The 21,822-nt window shown below is 63.7% G+C and carries 28 protein-coding genes; 16 read left to right on the top strand and 12 right to left on the bottom strand.

Annotation, left to right across the window (positions count from 1 at the left end; all coding sequences use genetic code 11):
* Positions 1-22: 22 nt before the first annotated feature.
* The 5 genes from AC0L3S_RS02770 to AC0L3S_RS02750 all read left to right on the top strand — a co-directional run bounded on the left by AC0L3S_RS02770 (position 23) and on the right by AC0L3S_RS02750 (position 5,873).
* Entirely contained in the window at positions 23-3,787 is a 3,765-nt protein-coding gene (locus AC0L3S_RS02770) for a vitamin B12-dependent ribonucleotide reductase (protein ID WP_473278018.1), read from the top strand.
* 31 nt (positions 3,788-3,818) lie between these two features.
* Positions 3,819-4,064, top strand: a complete 246-nt coding sequence (locus AC0L3S_RS02765; protein WP_473278017.1) for a DUF4160 domain-containing protein — start codon at positions 3,819-3,821, stop codon at positions 4,062-4,064.
* Positions 4,045-4,293, top strand: coding sequence for a DUF2442 domain-containing protein (locus tag AC0L3S_RS02760; RefSeq protein ID WP_473278016.1), 249 nt, complete (start codon positions 4,045-4,047; stop codon positions 4,291-4,293). The genes AC0L3S_RS02765 and AC0L3S_RS02760 overlap by 20 nt, the downstream gene beginning before the upstream one ends.
* A gap of 258 nt (positions 4,294-4,551) precedes the next feature.
* Complete coding sequence (locus AC0L3S_RS02755) at positions 4,552-5,169, top strand: hypothetical protein (protein ID WP_473278015.1); 618 nt, start codon at positions 4,552-4,554, stop codon at positions 5,167-5,169.
* A 188-nt stretch (positions 5,170-5,357) separates the two neighbouring features.
* The gene (locus tag AC0L3S_RS02750; protein ID WP_473278014.1) at positions 5,358-5,873 is read left to right on the top strand and encodes a ParB N-terminal domain-containing protein; all 516 of its coding nucleotides are present in this window, start codon (positions 5,358-5,360) and stop codon (positions 5,871-5,873) included.
* Positions 5,874-5,993: 120 nt separating this feature from the next.
* Here AC0L3S_RS02750 and AC0L3S_RS02745 read toward each other — a convergent pair whose 3' ends face one another.
* Positions 5,994-6,290, bottom strand: coding sequence for an HdeA/HdeB family chaperone (locus tag AC0L3S_RS02745; protein WP_354254950.1), 297 nt, complete (start codon positions 6,288-6,290; stop codon positions 5,994-5,996).
* 219 nt (positions 6,291-6,509) lie between these two features.
* On the opposite strand from AC0L3S_RS02745, the gene AC0L3S_RS02740 reads away from it, so the two are divergent.
* On the top strand, positions 6,510-7,568 hold the full coding sequence (locus AC0L3S_RS02740) for a hypothetical protein (RefSeq protein WP_473278013.1): 1,059 nt from the start codon (positions 6,510-6,512) through the stop codon (positions 7,566-7,568).
* A gap of 56 nt (positions 7,569-7,624) precedes the next feature.
* Here AC0L3S_RS02740 and AC0L3S_RS02735 read toward each other — a convergent pair whose 3' ends face one another.
* Positions 7,625-7,984, bottom strand: coding sequence for a c-type cytochrome (locus tag AC0L3S_RS02735; RefSeq protein WP_473278012.1), 360 nt, complete (start codon positions 7,982-7,984; stop codon positions 7,625-7,627).
* Positions 7,985-8,135: 151 nt separating this feature from the next.
* Positions 8,136-9,143 carry an acyl-CoA desaturase gene (locus tag AC0L3S_RS02730; protein WP_473278011.1) on the bottom strand — a complete coding sequence of 336 codons (1,008 nt, stop codon included), beginning with the start codon at positions 9,141-9,143 and terminating at the stop codon, positions 8,136-8,138.
* 267 nt (positions 9,144-9,410) lie between these two features.
* On the opposite strand from AC0L3S_RS02730, the gene AC0L3S_RS02725 reads away from it, so the two are divergent.
* Positions 9,411-10,145, top strand: a complete 735-nt coding sequence (locus tag AC0L3S_RS02725; protein WP_473278010.1) for a lytic transglycosylase domain-containing protein — start codon at positions 9,411-9,413, stop codon at positions 10,143-10,145.
* Between the two features lie 240 nt (positions 10,146-10,385).
* Entirely contained in the window at positions 10,386-11,093 is a 708-nt protein-coding gene (locus AC0L3S_RS02720; RefSeq protein WP_473278009.1) for a hypothetical protein, read from the top strand.
* 45 nt (positions 11,094-11,138) lie between these two features.
* Here AC0L3S_RS02720 and AC0L3S_RS02715 read toward each other — a convergent pair whose 3' ends face one another.
* The gene (locus AC0L3S_RS02715; protein WP_473278008.1) at positions 11,139-11,528 is read right to left on the bottom strand and encodes a hypothetical protein; all 390 of its coding nucleotides are present in this window, start codon (positions 11,526-11,528) and stop codon (positions 11,139-11,141) included.
* 170 nt (positions 11,529-11,698) lie between these two features.
* Here AC0L3S_RS02715 and AC0L3S_RS02710 point away from each other — a divergent pair, with 170 nt between their 5' ends.
* Positions 11,699-11,944 (top strand): hypothetical protein, encoded by a 246-nt coding sequence (locus tag AC0L3S_RS02710; RefSeq protein ID WP_473257006.1) that lies wholly within the window; start codon positions 11,699-11,701, stop codon positions 11,942-11,944.
* 3 nt (positions 11,945-11,947) lie between these two features.
* Here the strand turns inward: AC0L3S_RS02710 and AC0L3S_RS02705 are convergent, their stop codons facing one another.
* Positions 11,948-12,595, bottom strand: coding sequence for a cell envelope biogenesis protein TolA (locus AC0L3S_RS02705; RefSeq protein WP_473278007.1), 648 nt, complete (start codon positions 12,593-12,595; stop codon positions 11,948-11,950).
* A 279-nt stretch (positions 12,596-12,874) separates the two neighbouring features.
* Positions 12,875-13,411 (bottom strand): helix-turn-helix domain-containing protein, encoded by a 537-nt coding sequence (locus AC0L3S_RS02700; RefSeq protein WP_473278006.1) that lies wholly within the window; start codon positions 13,409-13,411, stop codon positions 12,875-12,877.
* Positions 13,412-13,611: 200 nt separating this feature from the next.
* On the opposite strand from AC0L3S_RS02700, the gene AC0L3S_RS02695 reads away from it, so the two are divergent.
* The 3 genes from AC0L3S_RS02695 to AC0L3S_RS02685 all read left to right on the top strand — a co-directional run bounded on the left by AC0L3S_RS02695 (position 13,612) and on the right by AC0L3S_RS02685 (position 14,638).
* Positions 13,612-13,962, top strand: a complete 351-nt coding sequence (locus AC0L3S_RS02695; protein ID WP_473278005.1) for a zinc ribbon domain-containing protein YjdM — start codon at positions 13,612-13,614, stop codon at positions 13,960-13,962.
* A 112-nt stretch (positions 13,963-14,074) separates the two neighbouring features.
* Entirely contained in the window at positions 14,075-14,290 is a 216-nt protein-coding gene (locus tag AC0L3S_RS02690) for a hypothetical protein (protein ID WP_473278004.1), read from the top strand.
* Positions 14,291-14,452: 162 nt separating this feature from the next.
* Positions 14,453-14,638: a hypothetical protein gene (locus AC0L3S_RS02685; protein ID WP_473257010.1), complete on the top strand. Its 186-nt coding sequence runs from the start codon at positions 14,453-14,455 to the stop codon at positions 14,636-14,638.
* 22 nt (positions 14,639-14,660) lie between these two features.
* Here the strand turns inward: AC0L3S_RS02685 and AC0L3S_RS02680 are convergent, their stop codons facing one another.
* A complete protein-coding gene (locus AC0L3S_RS02680; RefSeq protein WP_473278003.1) occupies positions 14,661-15,581 on the bottom strand; it encodes a DMT family transporter in 921 nt (306 codons plus the stop codon).
* Between the two features lie 38 nt (positions 15,582-15,619).
* Between AC0L3S_RS02680 and AC0L3S_RS02675 the strand changes: the two genes are divergently transcribed.
* On the top strand, positions 15,620-15,868 hold the full coding sequence (locus tag AC0L3S_RS02675) for a hypothetical protein (RefSeq protein WP_473278138.1): 249 nt from the start codon (positions 15,620-15,622) through the stop codon (positions 15,866-15,868).
* Positions 15,869-16,021: 153 nt separating this feature from the next.
* Here AC0L3S_RS02675 and AC0L3S_RS02670 read toward each other — a convergent pair whose 3' ends face one another.
* Both AC0L3S_RS02670 and AC0L3S_RS02665 read right to left on the bottom strand, forming a co-directional pair.
* A complete protein-coding gene (locus AC0L3S_RS02670) occupies positions 16,022-16,276 on the bottom strand; it encodes a hypothetical protein (protein WP_473278002.1) in 255 nt (84 codons plus the stop codon).
* Between the two features lie 129 nt (positions 16,277-16,405).
* The gene (locus AC0L3S_RS02665; protein ID WP_473257013.1) at positions 16,406-16,609 is read right to left on the bottom strand and encodes a hypothetical protein; all 204 of its coding nucleotides are present in this window, start codon (positions 16,607-16,609) and stop codon (positions 16,406-16,408) included.
* 330 nt (positions 16,610-16,939) lie between these two features.
* Between AC0L3S_RS02665 and AC0L3S_RS02660 the strand changes: the two genes are divergently transcribed.
* Positions 16,940-18,250, top strand: coding sequence for a M15 family metallopeptidase domain-containing protein (locus AC0L3S_RS02660; protein WP_473278001.1), 1,311 nt, complete (start codon positions 16,940-16,942; stop codon positions 18,248-18,250).
* A gap of 10 nt (positions 18,251-18,260) precedes the next feature.
* Here AC0L3S_RS02660 and pdxY read toward each other — a convergent pair whose 3' ends face one another.
* The 3 genes from pdxY to AC0L3S_RS02645 are packed head-to-tail and all read right to left on the bottom strand — an operon-like array spanning position 18,261 to position 20,501.
* A complete protein-coding gene (gene pdxY, locus AC0L3S_RS02655) occupies positions 18,261-19,073 on the bottom strand; it encodes a pyridoxal kinase (protein WP_473278000.1) in 813 nt (270 codons plus the stop codon).
* A 49-nt stretch (positions 19,074-19,122) separates the two neighbouring features.
* Positions 19,123-19,764, bottom strand: a complete 642-nt coding sequence (locus AC0L3S_RS02650) for an FMN-binding negative transcriptional regulator (protein ID WP_473277999.1) — start codon at positions 19,762-19,764, stop codon at positions 19,123-19,125.
* Positions 19,765-19,808: 44 nt separating this feature from the next.
* Positions 19,809-20,501, bottom strand: a complete 693-nt coding sequence (locus AC0L3S_RS02645) for a TetR/AcrR family transcriptional regulator (protein ID WP_473257017.1) — start codon at positions 20,499-20,501, stop codon at positions 19,809-19,811.
* Positions 20,502-20,598: 97 nt separating this feature from the next.
* Here AC0L3S_RS02645 and AC0L3S_RS02640 point away from each other — a divergent pair, with 97 nt between their 5' ends.
* Positions 20,599-21,264, top strand: coding sequence for an O-methyltransferase (locus tag AC0L3S_RS02640; RefSeq protein WP_473277998.1), 666 nt, complete (start codon positions 20,599-20,601; stop codon positions 21,262-21,264).
* A gap of 164 nt (positions 21,265-21,428) precedes the next feature.
* Positions 21,429-21,773, top strand: coding sequence for a DMT family transporter (locus tag AC0L3S_RS02635; protein ID WP_473277997.1), 345 nt, complete (start codon positions 21,429-21,431; stop codon positions 21,771-21,773).
* The last annotated feature ends 49 nt before the right edge of the window (positions 21,774-21,822 follow it).

Genomic DNA, 21,822 nt, shown 5'->3' with positions numbered 1-21,822 from the left:
AAAGATAGGACGGGGCAAGACCATGCGGATTGAGCGGCGCCACACCACTTCGGGACAGTCACCTTACGCCGGCATCGAGTTCCGGCTGACCACGTCGGAGATCAGGAATCCCGACGGCTCGGTCGTGTTCAAGCTCGACAATGTCGAGGTGCCGACCGCGTGGTCGCAGGTCGCCTCCGACGTCCTGGCCCAGAAGTACTTCCGCAAGGCCGGCGTCGCCGCGCGCCTGAAGAAGGTCGAGGAAGAATCCGTCCCCTCCTTCCTGTGGCGCTCCGTGCCCGACACCGAGGCGCTCGCCCTCCTGCCCGAGAAAGAGCGCTTCGTCAGCGAGCTCTCGGCCAAGCAGGTGTTCGACCGTCTCGCCGGCTGCTGGACCTATTGGGGCTGGAAGGGCAACTATTTCTCCTCCGACGAGGACGCCCAGACCTTCTACGACGAGCTCCGCTACATGCTGACCATGCAGATGGTCGCGCCGAACTCGCCGCAATGGTTCAACACCGGTCTGCACTGGGCCTATGGCATCGACGGCCCCGGCCAGGGCCATTATTACGTCGACCCCTTCACCGGCAAGCTGACCCGGTCGAAATCCTCCTACGAGCATCCGCAGCCGCACGCCTGCTTCATCCAGGGCGTCGGTGACGACCTCGTCAACGAGGGCGGCATCATGGACCTCTGGGTCCGCGAAGCCCGCCTGTTCAAATACGGCTCCGGCACCGGCTCCAACTTCTCGCGCCTGCGCGGCGAAGGCGAACGCCTCTCCGGCGGCGGCCGCTCGTCCGGCCTGATGAGCTTCCTCAAGATCGGCGACCGCGCGGCGGGCGCGATCAAGTCGGGCGGCACCACGCGCCGCGCCGCCAAGATGGTCGTCGTCGACGTCGATCATCCCGACATCGAGACCTATATCGACTGGAAGGTGAAGGAGGAGCAGAAGGTCGCGGCTCTCGTCACCGGATCCAAGATCAACCAGAAGCACCTCAAGGCCGTGCTGAAGGCCTGCGTCAACTGCGAAGGTTCGGGCGACGATTGCTTCGATCCCGAGAAGAACCCGGCGCTCCGCCGCGAGATCAAGCTCGCGCGCCGCAGCCTCGTGCCCGACAATTACATCAAGCGCGTCATCCAGTTCGCCAAGCAAGGCTACAAGGACATCCAGTTCGACGTCTACGACACCGACTGGGATTCGGAAGCCTATCTCACGGTGTCCGGGCAGAACTCCAACAACTCGGTGTCGCTCAAGGACGACTTCCTGCGCGCGGTCGAGACCGACGGCGACTGGAATCTGGTCGGACGCACCACCAAGAAGATCACCAAGACGCTGAAGGCGCGCGACCTATGGGAAAAAATCGGTTACGCCGCCTGGGCGTCGGCCGACCCCGGCCTGCACTTCAACACCACCATGAACGACTGGCACACCTGCAAGGCGTCCGGCGACATCCGCGCCTCCAATCCGTGCTCGGAATACATGTTCCTGGACGACACGGCGTGCAACCTCGCCTCCGCGAACCTGCTGACGTTCTACGACATCCCGTCCAAGCGCTTCGACGTCGAAGGCTACGAGCATCTCTGCCGGCTCTGGACCATCGTGCTCGAAATCTCGGTGATGATGGCGCAGTTCCCGTCGAAGTCGATCGCCGAGCTCTCCTACGAGTTCCGCACGCTCGGTCTCGGCTACGCCAATATCGGCGGCCTCCTGATGACCATGGGTCTGTCTTATGACTCGAAGGAAGGCCGCGCCATCGCCGGCGCGCTGACCGCGATCATGACCGGCATCACCTACAAGACCTCGGCCGAGATGGCGGCCGAGCTCGGCACCTTCCCCGGCTACAAGAAGAACGCCGCGCACATGCTGCGCGTGATCCGCAACCACCGCCGCGCCGCCCATGGCCAGTCCAACGGCTACGAGGCGCTGAGCGTCAATCCCGTGCCGATGGACCTGGTGTCGTGCCCGCAGACCGACCTCGTCACCCATGCGCAAGCGGCGTGGGATGCGGCGCTCGAGCTCGGCGAGAAGCACGGCTATCGCAACGCCCAGACCACAGTGATCGCGCCGACCGGCACGATCGGCCTCGTGATGGATTGCGACACCACCGGCATCGAGCCCGACTTCGCGCTGGTGAAATTCAAGAAGCTCGCCGGCGGCGGCTACTTCAAGATCATCAACCGGGCGGTCCCCGCTGCCCTTCGTGCGCTCGGCTATCGCGAGAGCGAGATCGCGGAGATCGAGGCCTACGCCGTCGGCCACGGCTCGCTCTCCAACGCCCCCGGCATCAACGCCTCGACGCTGAAGGCCAAGGGCTTCACCGACGAAGCCATTGCCAAGGTCGAGAAGGCGCTGCCGACCGCGTTCGACATCAAGTTCGCCTTCAACAAATGGACCTTTGGCGAAGACTTCATTCGCGACCAGCTCGGCATCGGCGCTGAAGCCATTGCCGCGCCGGGCTTCGACCTGCTCCAGGCCGTGGGCTTCACCAAGCGCGAGATCGAGGCGGCCAACGTCCACATCTGCGGCGCGATGACGGTGGAAGGTGCTCCGCACCTCAAGGCCGAGCACTATCCGGTGTTCGACTGCGCCAATCCATGCGGCAAGGTCGGCAAGCGCTATCTGTCGGTCGAGAGCCACATCCGCATGATGTCGGCGGCGCAGCCCTTCATCTCGGGTGCGATCTCCAAGACCATCAACATGCCGAACGACGCGACTGTAGAGGACTGCAAGTCCGCCTACATGCTGTCGTGGAAACTCGCATTGAAAGCCAACGCGCTCTATCGCGACGGCTCCAAGCTCAGCCAGCCGCTCAACTCGCAGCTCATCGCCGACGATGAGGACGAGGACGATGCGATCGAGCATCTCTACGACAAGCCGATGGCGGCACGCACCGCCCAGGTCTCGGAAAAGATCGTCGAGAAGCTGGTCGAGCGCATCATCGTGATGCGCGAGCGCGAGAAGATGCCGGATCGCCGCAAGGGTTACACCCAGAAGGCGGTCGTCGGCGGCCACAAGGTGTATCTGCGCACCGGCGAGTATGACGACGGCCGCATCGGCGAGATCTTCATCGACATGCACAAGGAAGGCGCGGCCTTGCGCTCCTTCATCAACAACTTCGCCATCGCGGTGTCGCTGGGTCTCCAGTACGGCGTGCCGCTCGACGAATATGTCGACGCCTTCACCTTCACCCGCTTCGAGCCGGCGGGCCCCGTGCAGGGCAACGACAGCATCAAGTACGCGACCTCGATCCTCGACTACGTCTTCCGCGAACTGGCGGTGAGCTATCTCAGCCGCTTCGACCTCGCCCATGTCGATCCCAGCGAGACCGGGTTCGACGTGCTCGGCAAGGGCGTCGAGGAAGGCAAGGAGCCGGGCGATCACAGCCACGGCGCGTCCAAGCTGGTGTCGCGCGGCCTCACCCGCTCCCGCACCGACAACCTCGTGGTGATGCGCGGCGGCTCGACCGCGGTCGCGCAAGGCAACGACAGCGCACCATCAGGCGGCAGCAAGGTGACCTCGCTCGCCTCCCACGGTGCAGGCCGTGCCGGCGACGTCCTGGAAGGCGCGGTCGCGCTGAAGCAGGAAGTGGCCCACGACCTCTCGCCCACCGAGAAGCTGGAAGCCCTGCAGTGGAGCAAGGCCGGCAGCGCGCAAGTCGCAGTGCCCAGCAAGGCCGAGCGCCGCGCGGAAGCGAAAGCCAAGGGCTATGAGGGCGAGATGTGCAGCGAGTGCGGCAACTTCACGCTGGTGCGGAACGGCACGTGCATGAAGTGCGATACTTGCGGCAGCACGACGGGGTGCAGCTGATACCAATAGCGCAAGCCGCCCGGAGGCATTGATGCCAGTTGCATTACGCCAGGGCGGCTTGCGTTACTACTTCTTCTCAAATGAGGGGCAGCCACCCGAGCTGCCCCATATTCATGTCAAAGGCGGCGGCCGGGACGCCAAGATTTGGCTTGAGCCTGGCATATCAATAGCCGACAGTTATGGCTTCAATCCGCGGGAACTTTCGAATATCCTGCGCGTCGTGGAAGACAACCGCGAGCTTCTTCTGAAGGCTTGGCATGACCATTTCGGCAACTAGCGTTCGCTTCGACGAACACACGATGTGGGTCGAACTGTCCGATGGAAGGACACTCGGGATCCCGCTTGCGTGGTTTCCGCGCCTGCTCCATGCAACGCCAGACGAACGCAACCAGGTCGAGCTCAGCCGCGTCGGCTTGCACTGGGAAGCGCTTGACGAAGATATCTCCATTGCCGGCCTTCTCGCGGGACGCGGCGATGTCACGCGCTCTGCGGAACACGCCGCCTAAGTGGCCGATCCGCCCTGCGGATGCGTCGCGCTGAAGCTGCGGGCAAAGCCCGAGTGAGCGACATTTGCGCCGTATTGGGGCGACAGAGCGTAGGATGGGTGGAGCGAAGCGATACCCATCATCAGTCATTCAACAAAGATGATCGGTTTCGCAACGGCTCAACCAATCCTACGAGCTTGGTCGCGAGCAGCATTTGCCAAAGATACGCAGCTCGCCAATTAGGCGCAACTTGCTTCAATTCGAAGGCTTTGAACGCAAATGAATATTGTTGACTGGAGCGTTGCCAATCCTTCCGCCGCGGCATCTATGGCATCAGCCGTCATCGCCGCCTCGGTCGCCTTAATCGTCTTTGCGGTTACGCAGATGATCGGGCGAAGGCGGGACGCAGTCCAACTTCTCTCCCCTAAACTAGAACAACTTTATCTCCTGCTCAACGAACATTCAGAACACAACGCCCGCATGTTCAAGCTTTATCACCTTGCCATGGACGGGGACGTAGAGGCGCGCAAGGCGCTCAATGCACTGGATGATCTGACACACTATGGGTTCGATCGTGCCAAGAAAATCATCTTGTATATTCGGCTCTACTTTCCACCATTGAGCAAAATCCATCAGATGCTATTTGCTGCCGAGCGCGAATTAAACGTACTCAGATACGAAGTAGGCTCGGCTAATCCCCCAGAAGCTGAGGCCTTGCTCATGGCGAGCGGCAACGTCGGCCACTTTCTCCGCTTGATGGAGCAGGAGATCGTCGACAATAGGGACGTCCTACTGAAGGCCAACTGGCTTCCGCGCCGGTACCGATCCGTCTCTCAAGAGCAAATTAATAGCCCAGTCCCTCGACCCGAGGGCTCGTACATTCGCGAGAAACGTTAGCCCGTAGGTTGGGTGGAGCGAAGCGATACCCATCGATCCCGGTCGATGAGAGCGATGGGTTTTCGCGAGGGCTCAACCCATCCTACGAGCCGCCGCCGAAATTCCCTTTGCGGTCGAGCCCTTCCCTCCTAAACTCCGACCACCGCCGGCATCGGTTCCGACGGGCCCGGTAGAAGCGGAGTCAGATTATGCCCAAACCGGAAAGCTTCCCGATCGAGAAGATCTTCGTTCCCACGAAGCAGAAGAAAGCAATCAAGCCCGGGATCGTCGGGGAGATCGCTGAAAGTATGCTGGACATCGGACAACAGGAACCCATTTCCGTCCGGCTCGACGGAGACCGCCTCGTTCTGGTCGAGGGGCTGCATCGGCTCGAAGCCTGCAAGGCGCTCGGCGAGACGACCATCATCGGTGTCATCGTCCCGGCGGAAGTCGCTCAACACAGGCCGCTGCTGTCCGAAGGACCCGCAGTCGAGGCAGAGCGCATCAAGATGGCGCGATTGAAACAGCTGCGCCTCGAGAAGGAAGCTGCGGAAGCATCTATGGCTGGCTCGAAGAGCGTCAACGCAACGGAAGCGCCGCGCACCCGTCCGACGAAAGGCGTTCGCGACAATCCGAAGGCATCACCGGGCCGGACTGCGAAATCGTCGCCGAAAACATTGTCGGACTGGATCACGCAGCAAAAGGGCCACGGCGGCCGCTATTGATGGCCGGCGATGACGGTGCCAGTGCACTTCACCTGTCGATGTAGATTCAATGCGCGTCGCCGTAATGCGCGATACGGTCAGGCCGGACACGACCGCAAACGCCCGCGCCCTCCTCGGCCCCTACTTCGTATTGGCCTCGACCGCGTCCAGCAGCGGCATCTCGCGATGCGACTCGCAGAAGCGTGAGAGCTTGTTGCCGTTCTTGTTCAGCGCTTGCGTGTCCACGACGGGATTGTTGCGGCGGCCGGCGTAGAACCCGGCGAGCCAAACGTTTACGGTCTGCATGTGGGTAATGCGCTGGGTGATGTACTGGTCGCAGCTGATCTTGGAAACGTCGACCAGCACCTGGGCCTTGGCCGGCACGGCCAGCAGCAGGGCCGCGAAGGCACCAAGGATGATCGCTCTTGTCTGAACCATGTGTTCCTTCCGATGAATGTCTGCACGGTGGCGACGGTCGGGCGCTGCATGCTTGATCCAGATCAAGGGCGCCCGTTGCATACCCCGCGACCGCCCCACCCCGAGGCCTCGCCATAATTTCTCCTTCGCACGCGCGTTGTGTGGGACGGCGGCGAGTCTTATCGTTCCGATCGGACTGCCGCACTCCCATTGACGCCCGACTGGATCGAGAGCGCATCGGTGCCCGAGACGAACGACCCCAAACCTGACGACCACAAGCCCGACGCCCCCAAGCCGGACGCCCCAAAGTCGGACGCGGAACGCGCCGATGGCGGGCTGGCGCGGGCCTACGACCGGATCAAGAGCGCAGAGCAAGACCTGGCGCGGCTGGACCGGCTGGTTTCCGGAATGGAACGCGGCAGCGAAAGCCCAAGGGCCTCGCGAGCAAGCGCCGGTGCGGAGGCTGTCGAGACTCCCAAGGACAAGGCTCCCGAGGCCAAGGCTCCCAAGGCCGCGGCGCTGGCGCCGGTTAGCACGGCTCGCAATCAAGGCCTGAAGGGAGACCGGCCCATGCTGCGCGCTCTGGTCGGCCTCGTGCTGGCGATCGGCATTCTCGGTGCCGCCTTCGCTTCGCAATATCGCGACGAGGCCAGGTCCATGAGCAGGTCGATCATGGCGCGATGGACTCCACCGGCGGCGAGCGAGCCTCCGCAAGCGTCCACGGTTGAAACTCCGGCGCAGCCGCCGGCCGTGCAGCTCGCTGCCGCGGATGAGCCCGGCACGGTGCCCACGCCGCCGGTCGGCAAGGACACCGAGAGCAATGCAGGGTTTGACGCTTCAAAACCCGACGCTCCAAGACCCGACGCTTCAAAATCTGGCGCCACGACGCCTGACTCGTCGTCCTCTGATCTCGCGCAATCGCTCAAGACCATCACCAGCGAGCTCGCGAACATCAACGGAAAGCTCGAGCAACTGAAAAGCCGCAACGAGCAGACGCTGCGCGAGCAGGCCGACACCATTCAACAGCTCAAGGCGGCGCAGGAGAAGGATGCGGCGGCCAATGCGCGCCTCGCCGCACAGGTCCAGGCGCTGCAAAAGGAGCTGACGACGTCATCCGCATCTTCATCCGCACCTGCATCCGCGAAACCCGCCGCGCGAAGCGTGATGAACAACGAGACCGCTGCGCCGGCACGGCCGCACGCGCAAGCGGCCGCACCTCGGCGACCCCGGCCCTCGCGGGGGCCCTGGATGCCCCCGCCCTATATGGTCGATCCCTACTACGGCGATCCGGATTGGTGAGCCCGCGACGCGGATGAGCCGACGGCGCGAAGCGAAGCGACACCCCTCAACCGCGGCTAGTCGCTCCTCAGGCTCAGGATGTAGCTCGCCAGCGCATCGGCCTGATCGGACGTCACGATCAGATTCGGCATGTTCTGGTGACTGGTCTTCAGGAACACTTTCAGCGAGAGCGCAGTGGTGCCCTTGCGGTTTGCGACGGCTTCGAATCCCGGGGCCGTATCGAACAGTCCGGCCATGCCGGGCTCGACGGCGTGACACGTCTGGCACCACGCTTGCGCAAGACGATGCCCCTCCGATGCCGTGCGCGCGGCCGGCCTGGGTGCCCCGCCGGCGCTGTGGACGATCATGACAAGAAACAGCCCCGACAGCGCGATCAGGATGCCCAGGCCGAAATAATTGCGAATGCTCCGCGACATTGCCATACCTCGCGCTTGCTTGGCAGCTTGCGAGCGTAGGCCCGGCGCGAGGACGCAGAATTGATCCCGATCAAGAACTGCCCTTGCGAACCCCATCGTACGATGACGGCGAGTGATGGGTTTCGCTTCCGCTTGACCCATTCTACGGGAGTCAGACCATCGCTTCCGTGTCTGCCACTGGACGTTTTCCGCCGTCTGGCTCTCCAGCGCGAGCAGTCCTGCTTCCCGCCGCAAAGATGTCGTGCACCAGCCCGAGTTTCCCCAGCCCCAGAATGATCAGGCCGTTGATGTCGATCTCGTACCAGGCGTGCGAAATGTAGGCGTCGCGGGGAAACCGGTGATGGTTGTTGTGCAGGCCTTCACCGAAGGTGAGGATCGTGGTCACGAACTCGTTGGTGGTGCCGTCGTCGAGATCGAAGCGGCGATAGCCGTAGCGGCCGTCGCTGTGGCAGACCGAGTTGACCAGCGATGTCGCCATGGTCATGAGGTAGCTGCGGAACAGGCCGGAGAACAGGATGCAGCCGGTCATCGTGTGCACGCCGCCGAAGGCGTAGCCGATCGCGCCCGGAATGATCACCGCCGAGAGCGCGTACCAGTACCAGCGTGTCCTGGTGAAGAACATGGCGATCGGGTCGGCCAGGATATCCTTGGCGTAGTATCCGGCATCGGTGGTGGCCTGGTCCCACACCCAGCCGCCTTGCGCATGCATCATCCCCTTGGCGAAGGTGACATAGGGGTTGCCGTCGCCGTCATAGTAAGGGCTGTGGACGTCGCCGGGCTTGTCGGAGTGGAGATGATGCCGGCGATGATTGCTCACCCATTTCAGGATCGAGCCCTGCACCGCCATGGTGGCGATGGCGGCGAACAGCGTCCGCATCACCGGACCGCAGCGGAAGCTGCGGTGCACGAAATAGCGATGCATGAAGCCGATCCCGACCGTGGACAACGCGAACGTGCCGGCGAAGACCGAAACCTCCACCCAGCCGATGCCTTGCCAGAAGGCCCAGACCAGCGCCGCGATCGAACCGCCGATCATGATGACGAACGAGATGTAGGAATCGCGAAACTTGGCCTCGACCACCGGCCCTTCGACCAGCACGCCCGGCGGCATTTTCCGCTCCGCAGCTTCCGCCGACACCACGCTTTCGATCACGGTCATTCCAGCCGATCCATTCACACAAAATTAACCCTGTTGCGGCGCACAGTACAACCTCGGGTTATTTCCATCAAGGATTGGAGCTGCCGTGGGAGTACGGAGCGGCGACTTGAAAGACGCGACCGGAGGAAAAAGAAGCCGGATTTCAAGGCCTGGTGACAGCGTTAACCAGGTACAAAGCCTCCGCGATGCACTCCCACAAGACCGATGCCAGGACGAAGCAAGCCCCTCCTCTCTCGCCTTCGCAAGCTCCGGCGTAGCGCGCGATGGATGCGAAAGACTTTCGCGCGCGCACCGCGGATGGTTCGGATCGCGGGCGGCATGGCGATGCTGCTTGCGGTCGTCGTGCTCGTGAATATCGCCTATCAAACCATGCGCAAGCCGACCGAGCTGTTCGTCCTTGTCGGCCACGCGCTCGACAAGGAGCCATCGGAGACCTGGCGGCAATACGGGCCGCTGTTCCGCAAGCATGCCACCGCGACGATCACGCCCGAATTGCTGGCCGCGCTGGCGCAGGTCGAGACATCGGGCAATCCGCTCGCGCGCACCTACTGGCGCTGGCGATGGAATTTCAATCCGCTCGCGATCTACCGGCCCGCCTCCAGCGCCGTCGGCCTGTTCCAGATGCTGGACGGGGCCTACGCCGACGCCGCCCGGTTCTGCGTTCGCGGCAATGCGGTCACGGAAGCCGGCTGCGGTTCGACCTTCCTCTATGTTCGCGCAATCCCGAGCCACGCCATCGAGCTGGCATCGGTGTATCTCGACCGCAATGTCGCTGATGTTCTCGCCCGCGCGGGCGATGTGAAGGCGAGTGCGCGCGAGAGGCAGGATCTCGCCGCCTTCATCCATCTCTGCGGCGCTGGCCCCGCCACGGCCTACGCGCGCCGCAAGTTCCAGATGATCGCCGACGAGCGCTGCGGCGATCACCTCGTCGCGAGCTACGTCGCCAGGGTCAACGCGATGAAGCGGCAGTTTGTGCGGCTTGCGGCGGAGGATGGCGGTTAGCGCCGCTACAGCCTCTTCAATTCGAAGAACGCCCTTATGGATTCCGCAATCTCTGGGCGATACTGACGCTGGATGGCATCGTCTCACTTTCTCAAGTGCGTCCCCGGAGTGAGGACGCTTCGATCCCTCCTGGGTGCGGTCCTGCTCGTGTGCACTGCCGTGTCAGGCGCGAGCGGCCCAGCCCTGATGCGGGGGACCGACCTGGTCCAGGTCCCGGACTGTCCGATCGAGCAACCATATATGCCCGAGCCGGATCGCAGCAGGACGACGCCGAGCCAGGACAGCCTTTTCTTTCCAATGGACGGACATCTCTACAAGCGCATTCAGCTTGCGGGACTGAGCGAGCCGACCGACCTCGATATCATCTGGACACCCGAAAATCCGTTCTTTCCGTTTCGGCAGCCTGCCGCCTGGCTTGTCCCCTGGACCGCGAAGACCGCCCATCTTTCGGTCGCTCAAGGCAACCCTCAATGTTTCTTCAACTGGTTTTTCTCTCCTCGGAATGTTCCGGGTCACATCGAAATCCGAGCAACGCAATCACTCGCCGGATTGAAAGTATCGTTTTCCGATCGAACCTGGGACCGCGACGGCGAGTGTCCCGCAAGACAGCTTTGCCCGGTTCTCGTCCAGCAGTTGCGGCAATGCCAATCGGCTCCCCGGTCAAAATCGTGCGACGGATTGATCGATACGGCCAGTCAGCTCACATCCCCATTTCAATGCAGGAGGACCGACGATTTCGAGCCGGTTCCGGCAATCTGGGTTTGCGAGGAGGTGATGGTCTCCAGCGTCCTGGAGGATACAATGCATCTCCTGAAGCGATTGAAGACAGCCAAAGCTCGCCAGTTCTATCGGTCAGGACAATTTCGCGCCGTGCTGGATGGAGCCTTGGCGGAGGAATACATGGATGACCCTCAACTGGAGCAACCTTCATCGCCACGCAAACGTTAGCGTCGCGATGCAGGCCGTCATCAATTCCACCTCCGTCGCTGGCCTTCACCACCAGTACGGCCAGCGCCAGCCCTCATAGCGGACATACGACGACACCAAAGGCGGGCCGTAGGGGTCGACCCGGTCGTCTTCAGGGCGATAACGATAGCGCGGAACGATATTGTAATCCCACGGCGTCGGCCTGAGCACCGGGACATCCACCCTCAACCGTTGTTCATCCACCACGCGGGCCTTCCGCGCCCGGGCTTCGGCATCCGATACCCCGAGATTACACAGCACCAAGGCGGTTCCGAGCGCACACGCGACAGTCATGATCTTCATGCGTTTGTCTCCTTGCCGCCAGAGTGCAAAAGGACGCCAGGCAAGGCAAGCGAATTTGCGATCAAGCTTTGCCGGAACGACCGATGCTGGCTGCACCGCCTCCGTCAGCTTCATCCACTGCTTGTCCCACCGGCTCTGCTCCGCTTCCGCGCGCTCTCCAGCGCAGCGTGCTGCGCTTTGATCGCCTCCGCTCTCGCCTGGATTGCAAATAGCGATCCAACACGCTAAACGTCTGCGATTGAAGCAAATCGATTCCGGCCTCTGGGGGATATATGTACAAGCTGATGGCATCTTTGGTCGTGGCGTTTTTGTCCCTGGGTATCTCGATGGCCAAGGCTGCCCCCGTTTACGAGTGTGGCGGCAACGCTGCCTGCCAGGCTAAGCGCGAGCGCATGTCCCAGGACGCTTACGATCGCAACATCGGCCGGTGCCTGACCGCAGCGGGCGCCACGCGCGAGCAGTGGCGCGCCCATGCCGTGCCGCGCGCGCAGGCGGACAAGGTCCGCGCCTGCCTCGAAGCACGCGGCTAAGCCCTACTCCCGCGCGCGACGCACAGCCTCCGCCAGCTTCATCCGCTGCTTGTCCCAACGCGTCGCCTCCGCCTCGGCGCGTTGATCGAGCGCGGCGCGCTCAGATTCGATCGCCTCCGCCCGCGATTCGTGCTGCCGCCTCGCCTCGTCCAGCGCCGCCTGCGCGCTCGCGACCGCCTTGTCGCGGCGCGCGCGCTCCTTGGCGCGGGCGGCCTCTTCCTTGCGGCGCTCGGCTTCCCGCCGCTTCTCTTCCTTCTCGAATGCTGCGGCGGCCTTGCGCGCCTGTTGAGCGTCGACCTTGCGGGCTGGCTGCTTTGTAGCCTTTGAAGGACTCTTTTTCGGTTTGGACTTCGCTTTGCGTTTGGGCTTGGCCCCGTCGTCAGCGAGATCGGTCGGCAACTCGGAATGCTCGGTGAACGCCCCGTCCGATCCGACCGGACGCCTGAGCACCACGCCCGGCTTCTCCATCGTCGCCGCGACGATGTCGGGGTCGTCGGTCTCTTTCGCAGCACCCTGATGAAACAGATTGGACCTGGCGCCCCAGGCGTCCAGCGCCGCCTTCATCGAGGGCGCGGCGATCGCCTGGTCGTAGAAGCCGAGCGAGGTCTGGTAGGTCTTCAGTTTTCTTTTTGGTTTTGCTTTCTTTGGCATGTCGCTCCGCAGCTGGCGAGCCACCAGCTTCCAGCGGCGCCATCTTGCCATACTGCCCCTGTTTTGCCCGACGAGTCAAATTCGATTCGGTATCGCCGAAGTCGAGGCGAGGCCGTAGCCCGGACGGTGCCCGCGGCGCGATTCCCGGATTGCGCTTCGCTCCATCCGGGCTACGGCCCAATACCAACGCTTTTTCGGATTTCCAACACACTGAAATCCCTCGGGATTTCTACTGTGCATGGGGTTGTTTTCGACGTTTTTATTTTGACGGGGTGCTGACTACGCCGCGTCGACATCCTCGGGCGCCGGCCCCGCGACGAGCCCGTCGAGGCCGACCATCAGCAGATCGGCGATGTGCATCAGCTGATACAGCGGAATGTCCGCCAGGCCCTCCTCGGCCAGAGAGACGAAGGCAGGCGTGGCGCCGATAAGCTCGGCGAGCTGGCTTTGCGTGTAGCCGCGTTTTTCGCGCGCAGCCCTGAGGCGCGCACCTATCCCCAGCCGGTGTCGGGACTGCTCGTCCGCGGTCATCATGACGGCCTGCTCGTCCGCGCTCGCATAACCGTCCGCGAACGCGCTGCCGATCAGCCTGCCCTTGCGCCAGGCAACCCGGCAGTCCTTGCGCAGTCCGCTGCTGAAGACCAGCGTGAACTGCTCGGCGACCCAGAGCGAGGCGTTGAGGCCGAGGCGTGCGCCGGTGCCGGAGACATCGCGGATGGTGCAGGGCGCGCTGATGATCTTGCCGGTGCCGTTGTCGAACTCGACAATGCCGGTGCGCAGCGTGTGATGTCTGACTGCGGCGCGATGCTCGCTCATGACCAGAACACTCCTTCCGCCGCGACGTCGAACCGACGCAGCTACAAATTCCGGACCTCGATACCTCAGAGTTTTTCCTGAACTCCTAAGTTTCCAAGGGTTCCGCCAGGACTGAAAGCCATGGTAAAGGATTTGCTCCCAATCCATCTTTTTCCGGCGGAAAGCGTGCGGCGCGCCCGTGACGGGCGACGAGGCGAATAATGACCGACGCGATGAAATGTCCGACCTGCAGCTCCGAGCACGCCTATCAGGATCGCGGCCTCTGGGTCTGCCCGGAATGCGGCCACGAATGGAGCGGCACGGCGGAGGCCGCCGCGGACGCCGCGCAAGAGACCGGCGTGCGCGATGCCAACGGCAATGCGCTCACTGATGGCGACAGCGTCATCGTGATGAAGGATCTCAAGGTCAAGGGCTCCTCCTCCGTCGTCAAGGGCGGCACCAAGGTCCGCAACATCCGCCTGCAGGACGCGACCGACGGCCACAACATCGCCTGCAAGATCGACGGCATCGGCGCGATGAATTTGAAATCGGAGTTCGTGAGGAAGGCGTAAGGGCCGCGAACGCCAGGCGACCGCCAACGACGCATCGGGACGAAGAAGCGATGCGTCGGCCTGAACTTTTCGCGAGTTCGGCCGTTCTCTGTGTCAACAGAGGATGGCGGAAATGGTTTTCGATTTGCGGATCATCGCGATCTCGGCGAGTCTCGTTTTGGCTTCGATCGCGGTTGCCGCGGCCAGCGATCTGCACGACCAGCCGTCCTCGGCCGCCGCCGGCACGAGCGGTCCTGCGGGCGATGCGCGACCCATTCGCGTCGTTCTGCCCGCGCCATGGGAGCCCGCGACGCCGTCGTCAGGTTCAGCGGCCGCTACGCGAAAATAACCCGCCTTACGATCCCGCCAGCCGCACGTCCTGTTCAAAAGTGGACATACGCTGCTGCGCCGGGCCGGTACCGATCACTCAGCATCCGCACGACAATTTTGGGAGGCCGCTCTGCGAGAACCGCCAACAAGCGACGCGACCGGGCCGAACCCCACCGATGACATGTTCGACAATCTGAGCGATCAGGCCGTCTTGCGATTGTACGAAAACATCCGGCATCAGGTTGCCGCCGACAAGGCGCTCGGCGGCAGGTATCGGCTGCTCGGAAAATCCGCCAGCGAGCGCGCCGAGCGGCTCGGGCGGGAGCTGACCTGCCGCGGCGTCAAGTTCACCACCATCGAATGGTAAGCGCCGTTTTGGAGGCTGCGATCTATCGCTGCCTCTGCGCCAGATAGAATCCGCACAGTACCGTGACCAATCCCGCCGTCTGCAATAGTGTCGGCGGCTCGCCGAGCAGGAGCCAGCCGGTGAGCACCGTTAGCGCCGGCACGCAGGCGGGGACGACGGCGGCGCGGGCGACGCCGAGGCGCTGCACCGAGACGGCGAACAGATAAAGCGCAGCCGGGCCCGCGAGCACGCCCTGCGCCAGCGCCTGGATGGCGTTCTCACCGATACCGATCGCCGCGATCCGCGCGAGTCCGCCGGTCATGAGGTAGATCGGCAGCAGCAGCAGCGACAGCACGTTGATAACGAGCGCAGCCGACACGGCCGAGACACGCCAGTGGCGCAGCAGCGCGCCGAAACCTGCGAACATCAATCCGGTCAGCACGAAGGTCAGATCGCCGAGCACGCCGTCGACGCCGATATGGCCGATTGATTCCGCGCCGATCACGCCGAGTCCGCCGACGATGACGACAGCGCCGGCGATGCGCGACGCGGAGACGTGCTCCTTCAGGAACAAGGCCGCGAGCAGCAGGCCGCCGAGCGTCGCGCAGGAGGGCTGGATCACGCTGCCATGGCCGAGCGGCACGAACAGAAAACCAGTGTAGGAGATCAGCGACATCACGGGGCCGCCGAGCACCATCAGCACAAGGCCCCTGCCCCAGCCGATGCCGCAGAGATCGGAGATCCCGCCGCGTATCACCAGCGGCAGGAACGCGAAGCCGGACCAGACATAGCGATGCACGAGCAGATCGACCGGCGTGAAGCCGACCTTGAGCCCGTGCCGCGTGCCGGCAAAGCCGAGCGCCCAGAACACCGCCGCGGCGAGGCCGCAGAGCACGCCGACAAGCGCCGGCGCCGCATCGTTCTTTTGAGTGAGAGCGTCGGCGCCGCTCGTCCGCTGATCCATCAGCAAGGCTTATGTCAGCCAGCGACGAGGCTCAACCCATGCAGTTGCAGATCTGGCTAGAAAAATCCGGGGCTGAGATCGAGCCCATATGTCAGGCTCAGAACGAACACGAACATCGCGGCGGCTGCGAACAAGGCGAGATGCCTAAGAATGAACGCGCGCGGCGAGACGCTTGCAACAACGGCTTTCTGTGCAATGGGCATGACTACTCCATTATGAAAATGATTCTTGGCTGCTCAATAAGCAGCGACCGCATCAAGCGCCGCGATCTGCAAAGCAACTATTAAAGAGATCACACTCGCTTTGAACGGCCGTACACAAGTGACACGTGATCATGACTCGCCGCGCAAAAAAAAGACCGCGCTCCCGAAGGGAACGCGGTCCAGGCAGGCTCGGAAAAAGAACCTGCGTTGGCTTGATGTTGGCTTGTGGGCCCCAGATCAGCGGGCGCTGCCCGTTGTCACATCAGCGGTCTTCACCTTGCGCGGCGACAGAACGCGAGCTTGGTGAACCGAAGCAACGTTGGTGGGCGCCGAGGCCTGCTGCTCGACATGCGCGGCACCGAGCACGCGCACCTGCATCGGGGAAACCGGAAAGCCGTTGGCCTCATAAGTCGGCAGCTCAGCGGCGAAAGCCGCGGTGTTGCCCGCGATCGTCAGGATGGCGGCGGCGATCGACAGAGTCTTCTTGTTCATGGGTGATGCTCCTTCAGTGGAAGATTCGGAGCACATTTAAGCGCGTTTTGCTGCATTGCGACATCCGTTGTTGCAACGCAACAACGCGCCGGGTGCATGGCAAGATGTTTAATGCGCGTGGGCGGGGACTCAGCCGCCGAGCACATGGCCCCAGCCGTCGAAAACGTAGTCCTTCCAGATCACGGTTCCGTCATCGCCCGTTCGGCTGGCCCGCCTGAAATCGTCGGCCTGCTCAGCGGTCCAAGTGATGATCGTATCGGAGAGCTGGTCGTGCAGGATGGCGGGCTCGCTGGGATCGAAGGCGTCCATCGGACGAAGCGAGGAGTGCGTCATGGGCGCCTAACGCGCCGACCGTGACAAGGTTGCGCAACGTGTGGGTGAAACACCCCTACGGCGACCCGTGCCAGAATATTCGCCCTTATCGAATTTTGCACACCGCCCGCGCGCAAGCGCCGGTGGAACCGCGATGGAACCCGCGTTGCCCCCGCGCAACACCTGGTCGAAAAGCCCGCTTTTGCCGAATTGCGCCATTGCGCCGCCACACCGTCCTCCGAACAATCGACGCGCGGCGTGCCTTTTCGTGCAAGACTGTTTGGCCAAGACTGTCTGGTCAGACTATTCGGAGAAGACGAGGTTCAACAGAACCGTTTGGAGGCAGGGATCATGAATGATCGGCGGTCTCTTCTGGTGGCGGTCTCCTGCCCCTCGGCGGTTCTCGCCGGCTGGCTGGCGCTTTCTTTGTCCGCGTATGCTCCTGCCCTCATCGAGAACAGCGGCGCCAATGCTTCTGCCGTCTCGCGCGCCAAGGATCTTGGCCGGCTCGACCTCGCCGACATCCCGCACGCTGCGGCCATCGAGGACGGCGTCGCCCTGACCGCCGATATCGCGGCCGCCGTCGCTGCGACACCCTCGATCGTAACCACCGAAGTGGCAGCGCCCGAGGCCCCAGCTCTGGCCATCAAGCTCGCCTCGGCCGACCCAGTGCTGATCTTGCCGACCGAGGCGCCGCTCGCGCCGCAGATTTCGCCTGACCCAGCACCAGTCGCCAGCGAGGTTGCTCCGGCTCCGGCGCCGGAGCCCGTGATCAAGCTCGCATCCGCCGATCCCACTGAGATCGTGACGACGGACGCGCTGTCGCCCGCGACGATCGCGACCGGCCCCGCGCCTGCCGCGAGCAAGGCTTCGCCGTCTGCGGATACGACCGCGGTACTCGACGAATGCTACGTCATGGAAGCCTGCATCGACCGCTATCTCTGGGCGCTCTACCAGCGCACGCCCAAGGAAGACTCGGTCAAGGTCGAGGATCGCCGCGCCGTCACCGTCAAGCGCAAGGGCAAGATGGTAACCGTGATGCGCAGCTTCACGAAACTGGTCGACGAGGACTTTGGCTGGAAGGATCCGAAGGCGGCCGACCGCGCCGGCATGTCGATGATGGACTACGTCATCGGCGGCATGGACAAGAGTTTCAAGAAAAAGCTGTTTCGTACGTTGCTCGCGGCTGAGGCTGCCGGGCTTTCGCCGGGCATCACCAGCGCGTTCCGCGACGACTATCGCCAGTCGATCGCGAGCGGCCTGAAAGCCGCCTCCGACCGCTCCTATCACGGCGGCAGCACGCGCGGCGGCTACGGCCACGGCATGGCGGCCGACATCGTCAGCACCAAGGGCGACAACCGCGCGCAGCGCTGGGTCTCGACCGAGGTGCTGTGGAAGTGGGTCGATGCCAATGGCAAGGCGCTCGGCATCGGCCGACCCTATCTCGGCCGCGATCCCCCGCATGTCGGCCCGGTCGACGGTACGGAATACGTCTCGCGCCGAGGCACGTCGGACCGCAAGGAAGCCAGCGTCAAGCCGAGGAAGGCGCGGGCCGTGGCAAGCGCAAAGCCGCCAAAGGCGAAGGCACAAGCGACGCGCGAGCAGAGGGTCCCGGCGAAGCCGCAGAAATCAGCGCAATCGGCCGCGAAGCGCGCGACCTGAGCATGACGGTCTACCGTCCCGGCGTCGGCAGCGGCACGAGCCGCATCTCCGCGGTGCCTGCTTCCTGCGTGCGCACCAGCACTGCAAAGATGGTTTCGACTGCGAGCCGTACCGCCGCCTCGATCGCTGTGCCCTTGGCCAGATGCGCCGCAATCATGCCGGTGAGGAGATCGCCGGTGCCTGAGGGGCGGATCGGCAGGCGCAGCGTCGCAAAGCGCGACAACTGACCGTCGGCGCACAGAATCGTTTCCACCTGCCCTTCCGCCGTATCAGTGAGCGTGCAACCGGTGGCGACCACGTCGATGCGGCCGGTCCCGGCCAGCACCGCGCACGCCGCGCGCAGACCCTGCACATCCGCGATGTCGAGGCCTGCGAGCAGCCCGAGTTCGAACTGGTTCGGCGTGGTCAGATTGGCGACCGGCAGCAGCCGGTGCCGGACCACGTCCAGGATGCCGTCGGCGACGTAGACCCGGCCGTCATCGCCGATCACGGGGTCGCAGAGATAGACCAGCTTCGAATTGCGGGTCAGCGCCCGCTCGACGAAATCGGCGACGACAGCGGCATTGCCGGACGAACCGAGATAGCCGGTGACGAGGATCGCGGCCTCGTCGACGAGATCGCGCTCCTCGACGCCTCTGAGCAAATCTGAAACAAGCTCTGTCTCCAGCACCCGCCCGCGCAGGCTCGGATAACGCGGATGGTTCGACAGCAGCGTTGTCGGCACCGCCGCGACATTCACCCCTTCCGCCTGGATGGCATAGGCGGCGGCGCTGTTGCCGACGTGACCGTGGACCACCTGGCTTTGAATGGAGATGACGAGCATGAAAGAGGTCCGTAGGGTCAAATGCCGGAGCGCGCAAGAGTAGCCCGGATCACGAACCGTGGTACCCAAGCCCCGGCCGCAGCACTTGCATCTTCCGCGCCAGCCGCCGATGCCCGCTCTCCTCCGACCGTGCCAGCCGGCCGGCGACCGCGACGTGGTCCGCATCGCTCTTCTGCTGGTTGAGCTTTGTCTGCCCCTCGACGGTATCCACTACGAGATCGATGACGCGAATGGCGGCCAACATGGTCTCGCGCTTGTCTGGCTCCATCTGCGCCAGGTCCCATGGCGTCTTCGGCAGCCGCGCTTCGGCGACCGCGAGTAGCGCATCGCCGTGCCTGCGGTTCTCCTCGAGCCCGCGCCGATGCGCCACGCCCGAGAGGTGCACGGCCTCGTAGAGCCAGGTCGAGACGTTGTCGCGCGAAGAATACCAGTCGTTGGAAATGTAGGCGTCGTCGCCGGCAACGATCAGCAGAAAGCGCCGCGCGCCATCAGCGAGCGGAACGAGCGGATTCCCGGCGGTGAAATGGATTTGCACGATCGTGCGCCCCTCGCGTTGCTCCAGCACGAAGGGCACATGCGAAGCGCGCGGCCCGCGCTCATCCGCCGCGACGATCATGCCGAAGCCGCGCTGGGTTGCGAATTCCAGCGCTTGCTGCTCCTCGATGCGGAATTGGGGGCGGAGGACATGCATGGCGGGGCGCTCGTCGACTGGCTGGAGGACAAACCGAGGCTAACTCATGATCCGGTCAAGTCAGAAGCGATATTGGCCCGCAAACGCGGATGTCGGGAATGATCTCGCCGCCGCGCCAGCTCATCGATATAGGCGCAGAACATGTCGGCCATTGCGTCGGCATGATGCGCGATCTCCGCCTCGTTGCGCGGTGTCTCCGAGAACTGCTTGCCAACCTCGCTCAGCGTCGTCTTGATCAGCTCGCCGGCAAGCTCCCGCGTCGCATCCGGCGCGTTGGGCAGGGCCTCCCGCATGAAGGCCGCGACGATGCCGTTACCGGCGGCCCGCGCGTCGTGTGCTTCGGGCGCATCGCGATAGAGCGGCGCGGCGTCGCTGAGCGCCGTGCGGATCGCAGCCTCCTCGCACTCGGAACGAATGAAGGCGTGGACCAGCGCTCGCAGCCGCACCAGTGGCGGTTTCGCCCGGTCCGCCAGGATGCCGCGCAGGAGCTCGCTCGTGCGCCGCCACTCGTCGCTCTGGAGGCGGAACAGGATCGCCGCCTTGTTCGGAAAATATTGATAGAGCGACCCGACGCTCACCCCGGCCCGTTCGGCCACCCGCGCCGTCGTGAAACGCTGCGCCCCCTCCTTGGCAAGGACCTGAACAGCCGCGTGCAGAATGGCCGCCACCAGCTCGTTCGAGCGGGCCTGCTGCGGCTGTTTACGTGAGGAAACTGAACGGCTTCGGCGATCGGCCATGGCGCCCTCGGACAATGCGAATAGCGAATGCGACGAATTAGTCGTATTTCAATTCTCACGCAAGCACGCGCCTCGCGACGACATCTGGAGACTACACATGACCACCCCTACCATCATATCACTTGCACCACTGCTCGATCGTCTGTTCGACCAGGACGAAGCGGCGCGCGGCGCGATGCGAGCCGCGTTCGCCGATGTGACCGACGCCGAACGCGCACGGATGATGCGGAGCAAGACCGCTTACCGCGACCTCTACGGGCGGCTGAAGGACGCACCGCTCGCAGTCTCCCGCGAGACCGGTCACCTGCTTTACATGCTCGCACGCAGCTCCCGCGCTAAAGCGATCGTCGAGTTCGGCACCTCGTTCGGCGTCTCGACCCTGCACCTTGCCGCGGGCTTGCGCGACAATGGCGGCGGCCGCCTCATCACCACCGAATTCGAACCGTCCAAGGCGGCCCGGGCGCGCGAGAACCTCGCGGCCGGCGGGCTGCTGGATCTCGTCGAAATCCGCGAAGGCGACGCGCTGAAGACGCTTCAAGTCGACCTGCCCGACACGATCGATCTCGTGCTGCTCGACGGCGCCAAGGCGCTCTATCCCGATATCCTGGATCTGGTCGAAGGCCATCTCCGACCGGGCGCGATCATCGTCGCCGACAACGCGGACGACAGTCCCGACTATCTGGCGCGCATGCTCAGGCCCGGAAGCGGCTACATGTCCACGGCCTTTGCCGAGGATGTCGAACTCTCCGTGCGGATCAACTAACGCCACCACCAATGGGCCGCCGCGCGAACCATCGCGCGGCGGTTTCGTGCTGCGCTCCGCCGTGTCGCAGGCTCGTCACTGACACGTGATAGCTGGACCCGGGCAAACGTCATATTCCCCGTACCGCGCGGTATCTTTCTTTGCGCAACACGCCCGAGCCCGTGATGACTTCGGCCTTCAATGCCTACGCAGCGCTTGCCCTCGCTATCGTCCTGGAGGTCACGGCGTCTGCCTTCCTCCAGCAATCCGCGCAGTTCACGCGGCTGTGGCCGACACTGGCGATGGTGCTGTTCTATGTCGCCTCGTTCTACGCGCTGTCGGTCGCGATCCGGATCATCCCCCTGAGCATCGCCTATGCGATCTGGGGCGGGGTCGGCATCATCCTGACTGCAACGGTCTCCTTCGTGCTGTTTCGCCAGATGCTCGACGCTGCGGCCTTCGTCGGCATCGCGCTGATCGTGTCCGGAGTCGTGGTCATCAACCTGTTCTCGGCGGCCACGGTGCATTGATGCCGGCAAGGCCTCGGCTTGGCGACGCCCTCTCGGGCAGCCGGCTCAC

It is taken from the genome of Bradyrhizobium sp. Ken01 (genome assembly GCF_055807355.1).
The sequence above is the reverse complement of the archived record's forward strand: the minus strand, read 5'-3'. Positions and strand labels throughout refer to the sequence as shown.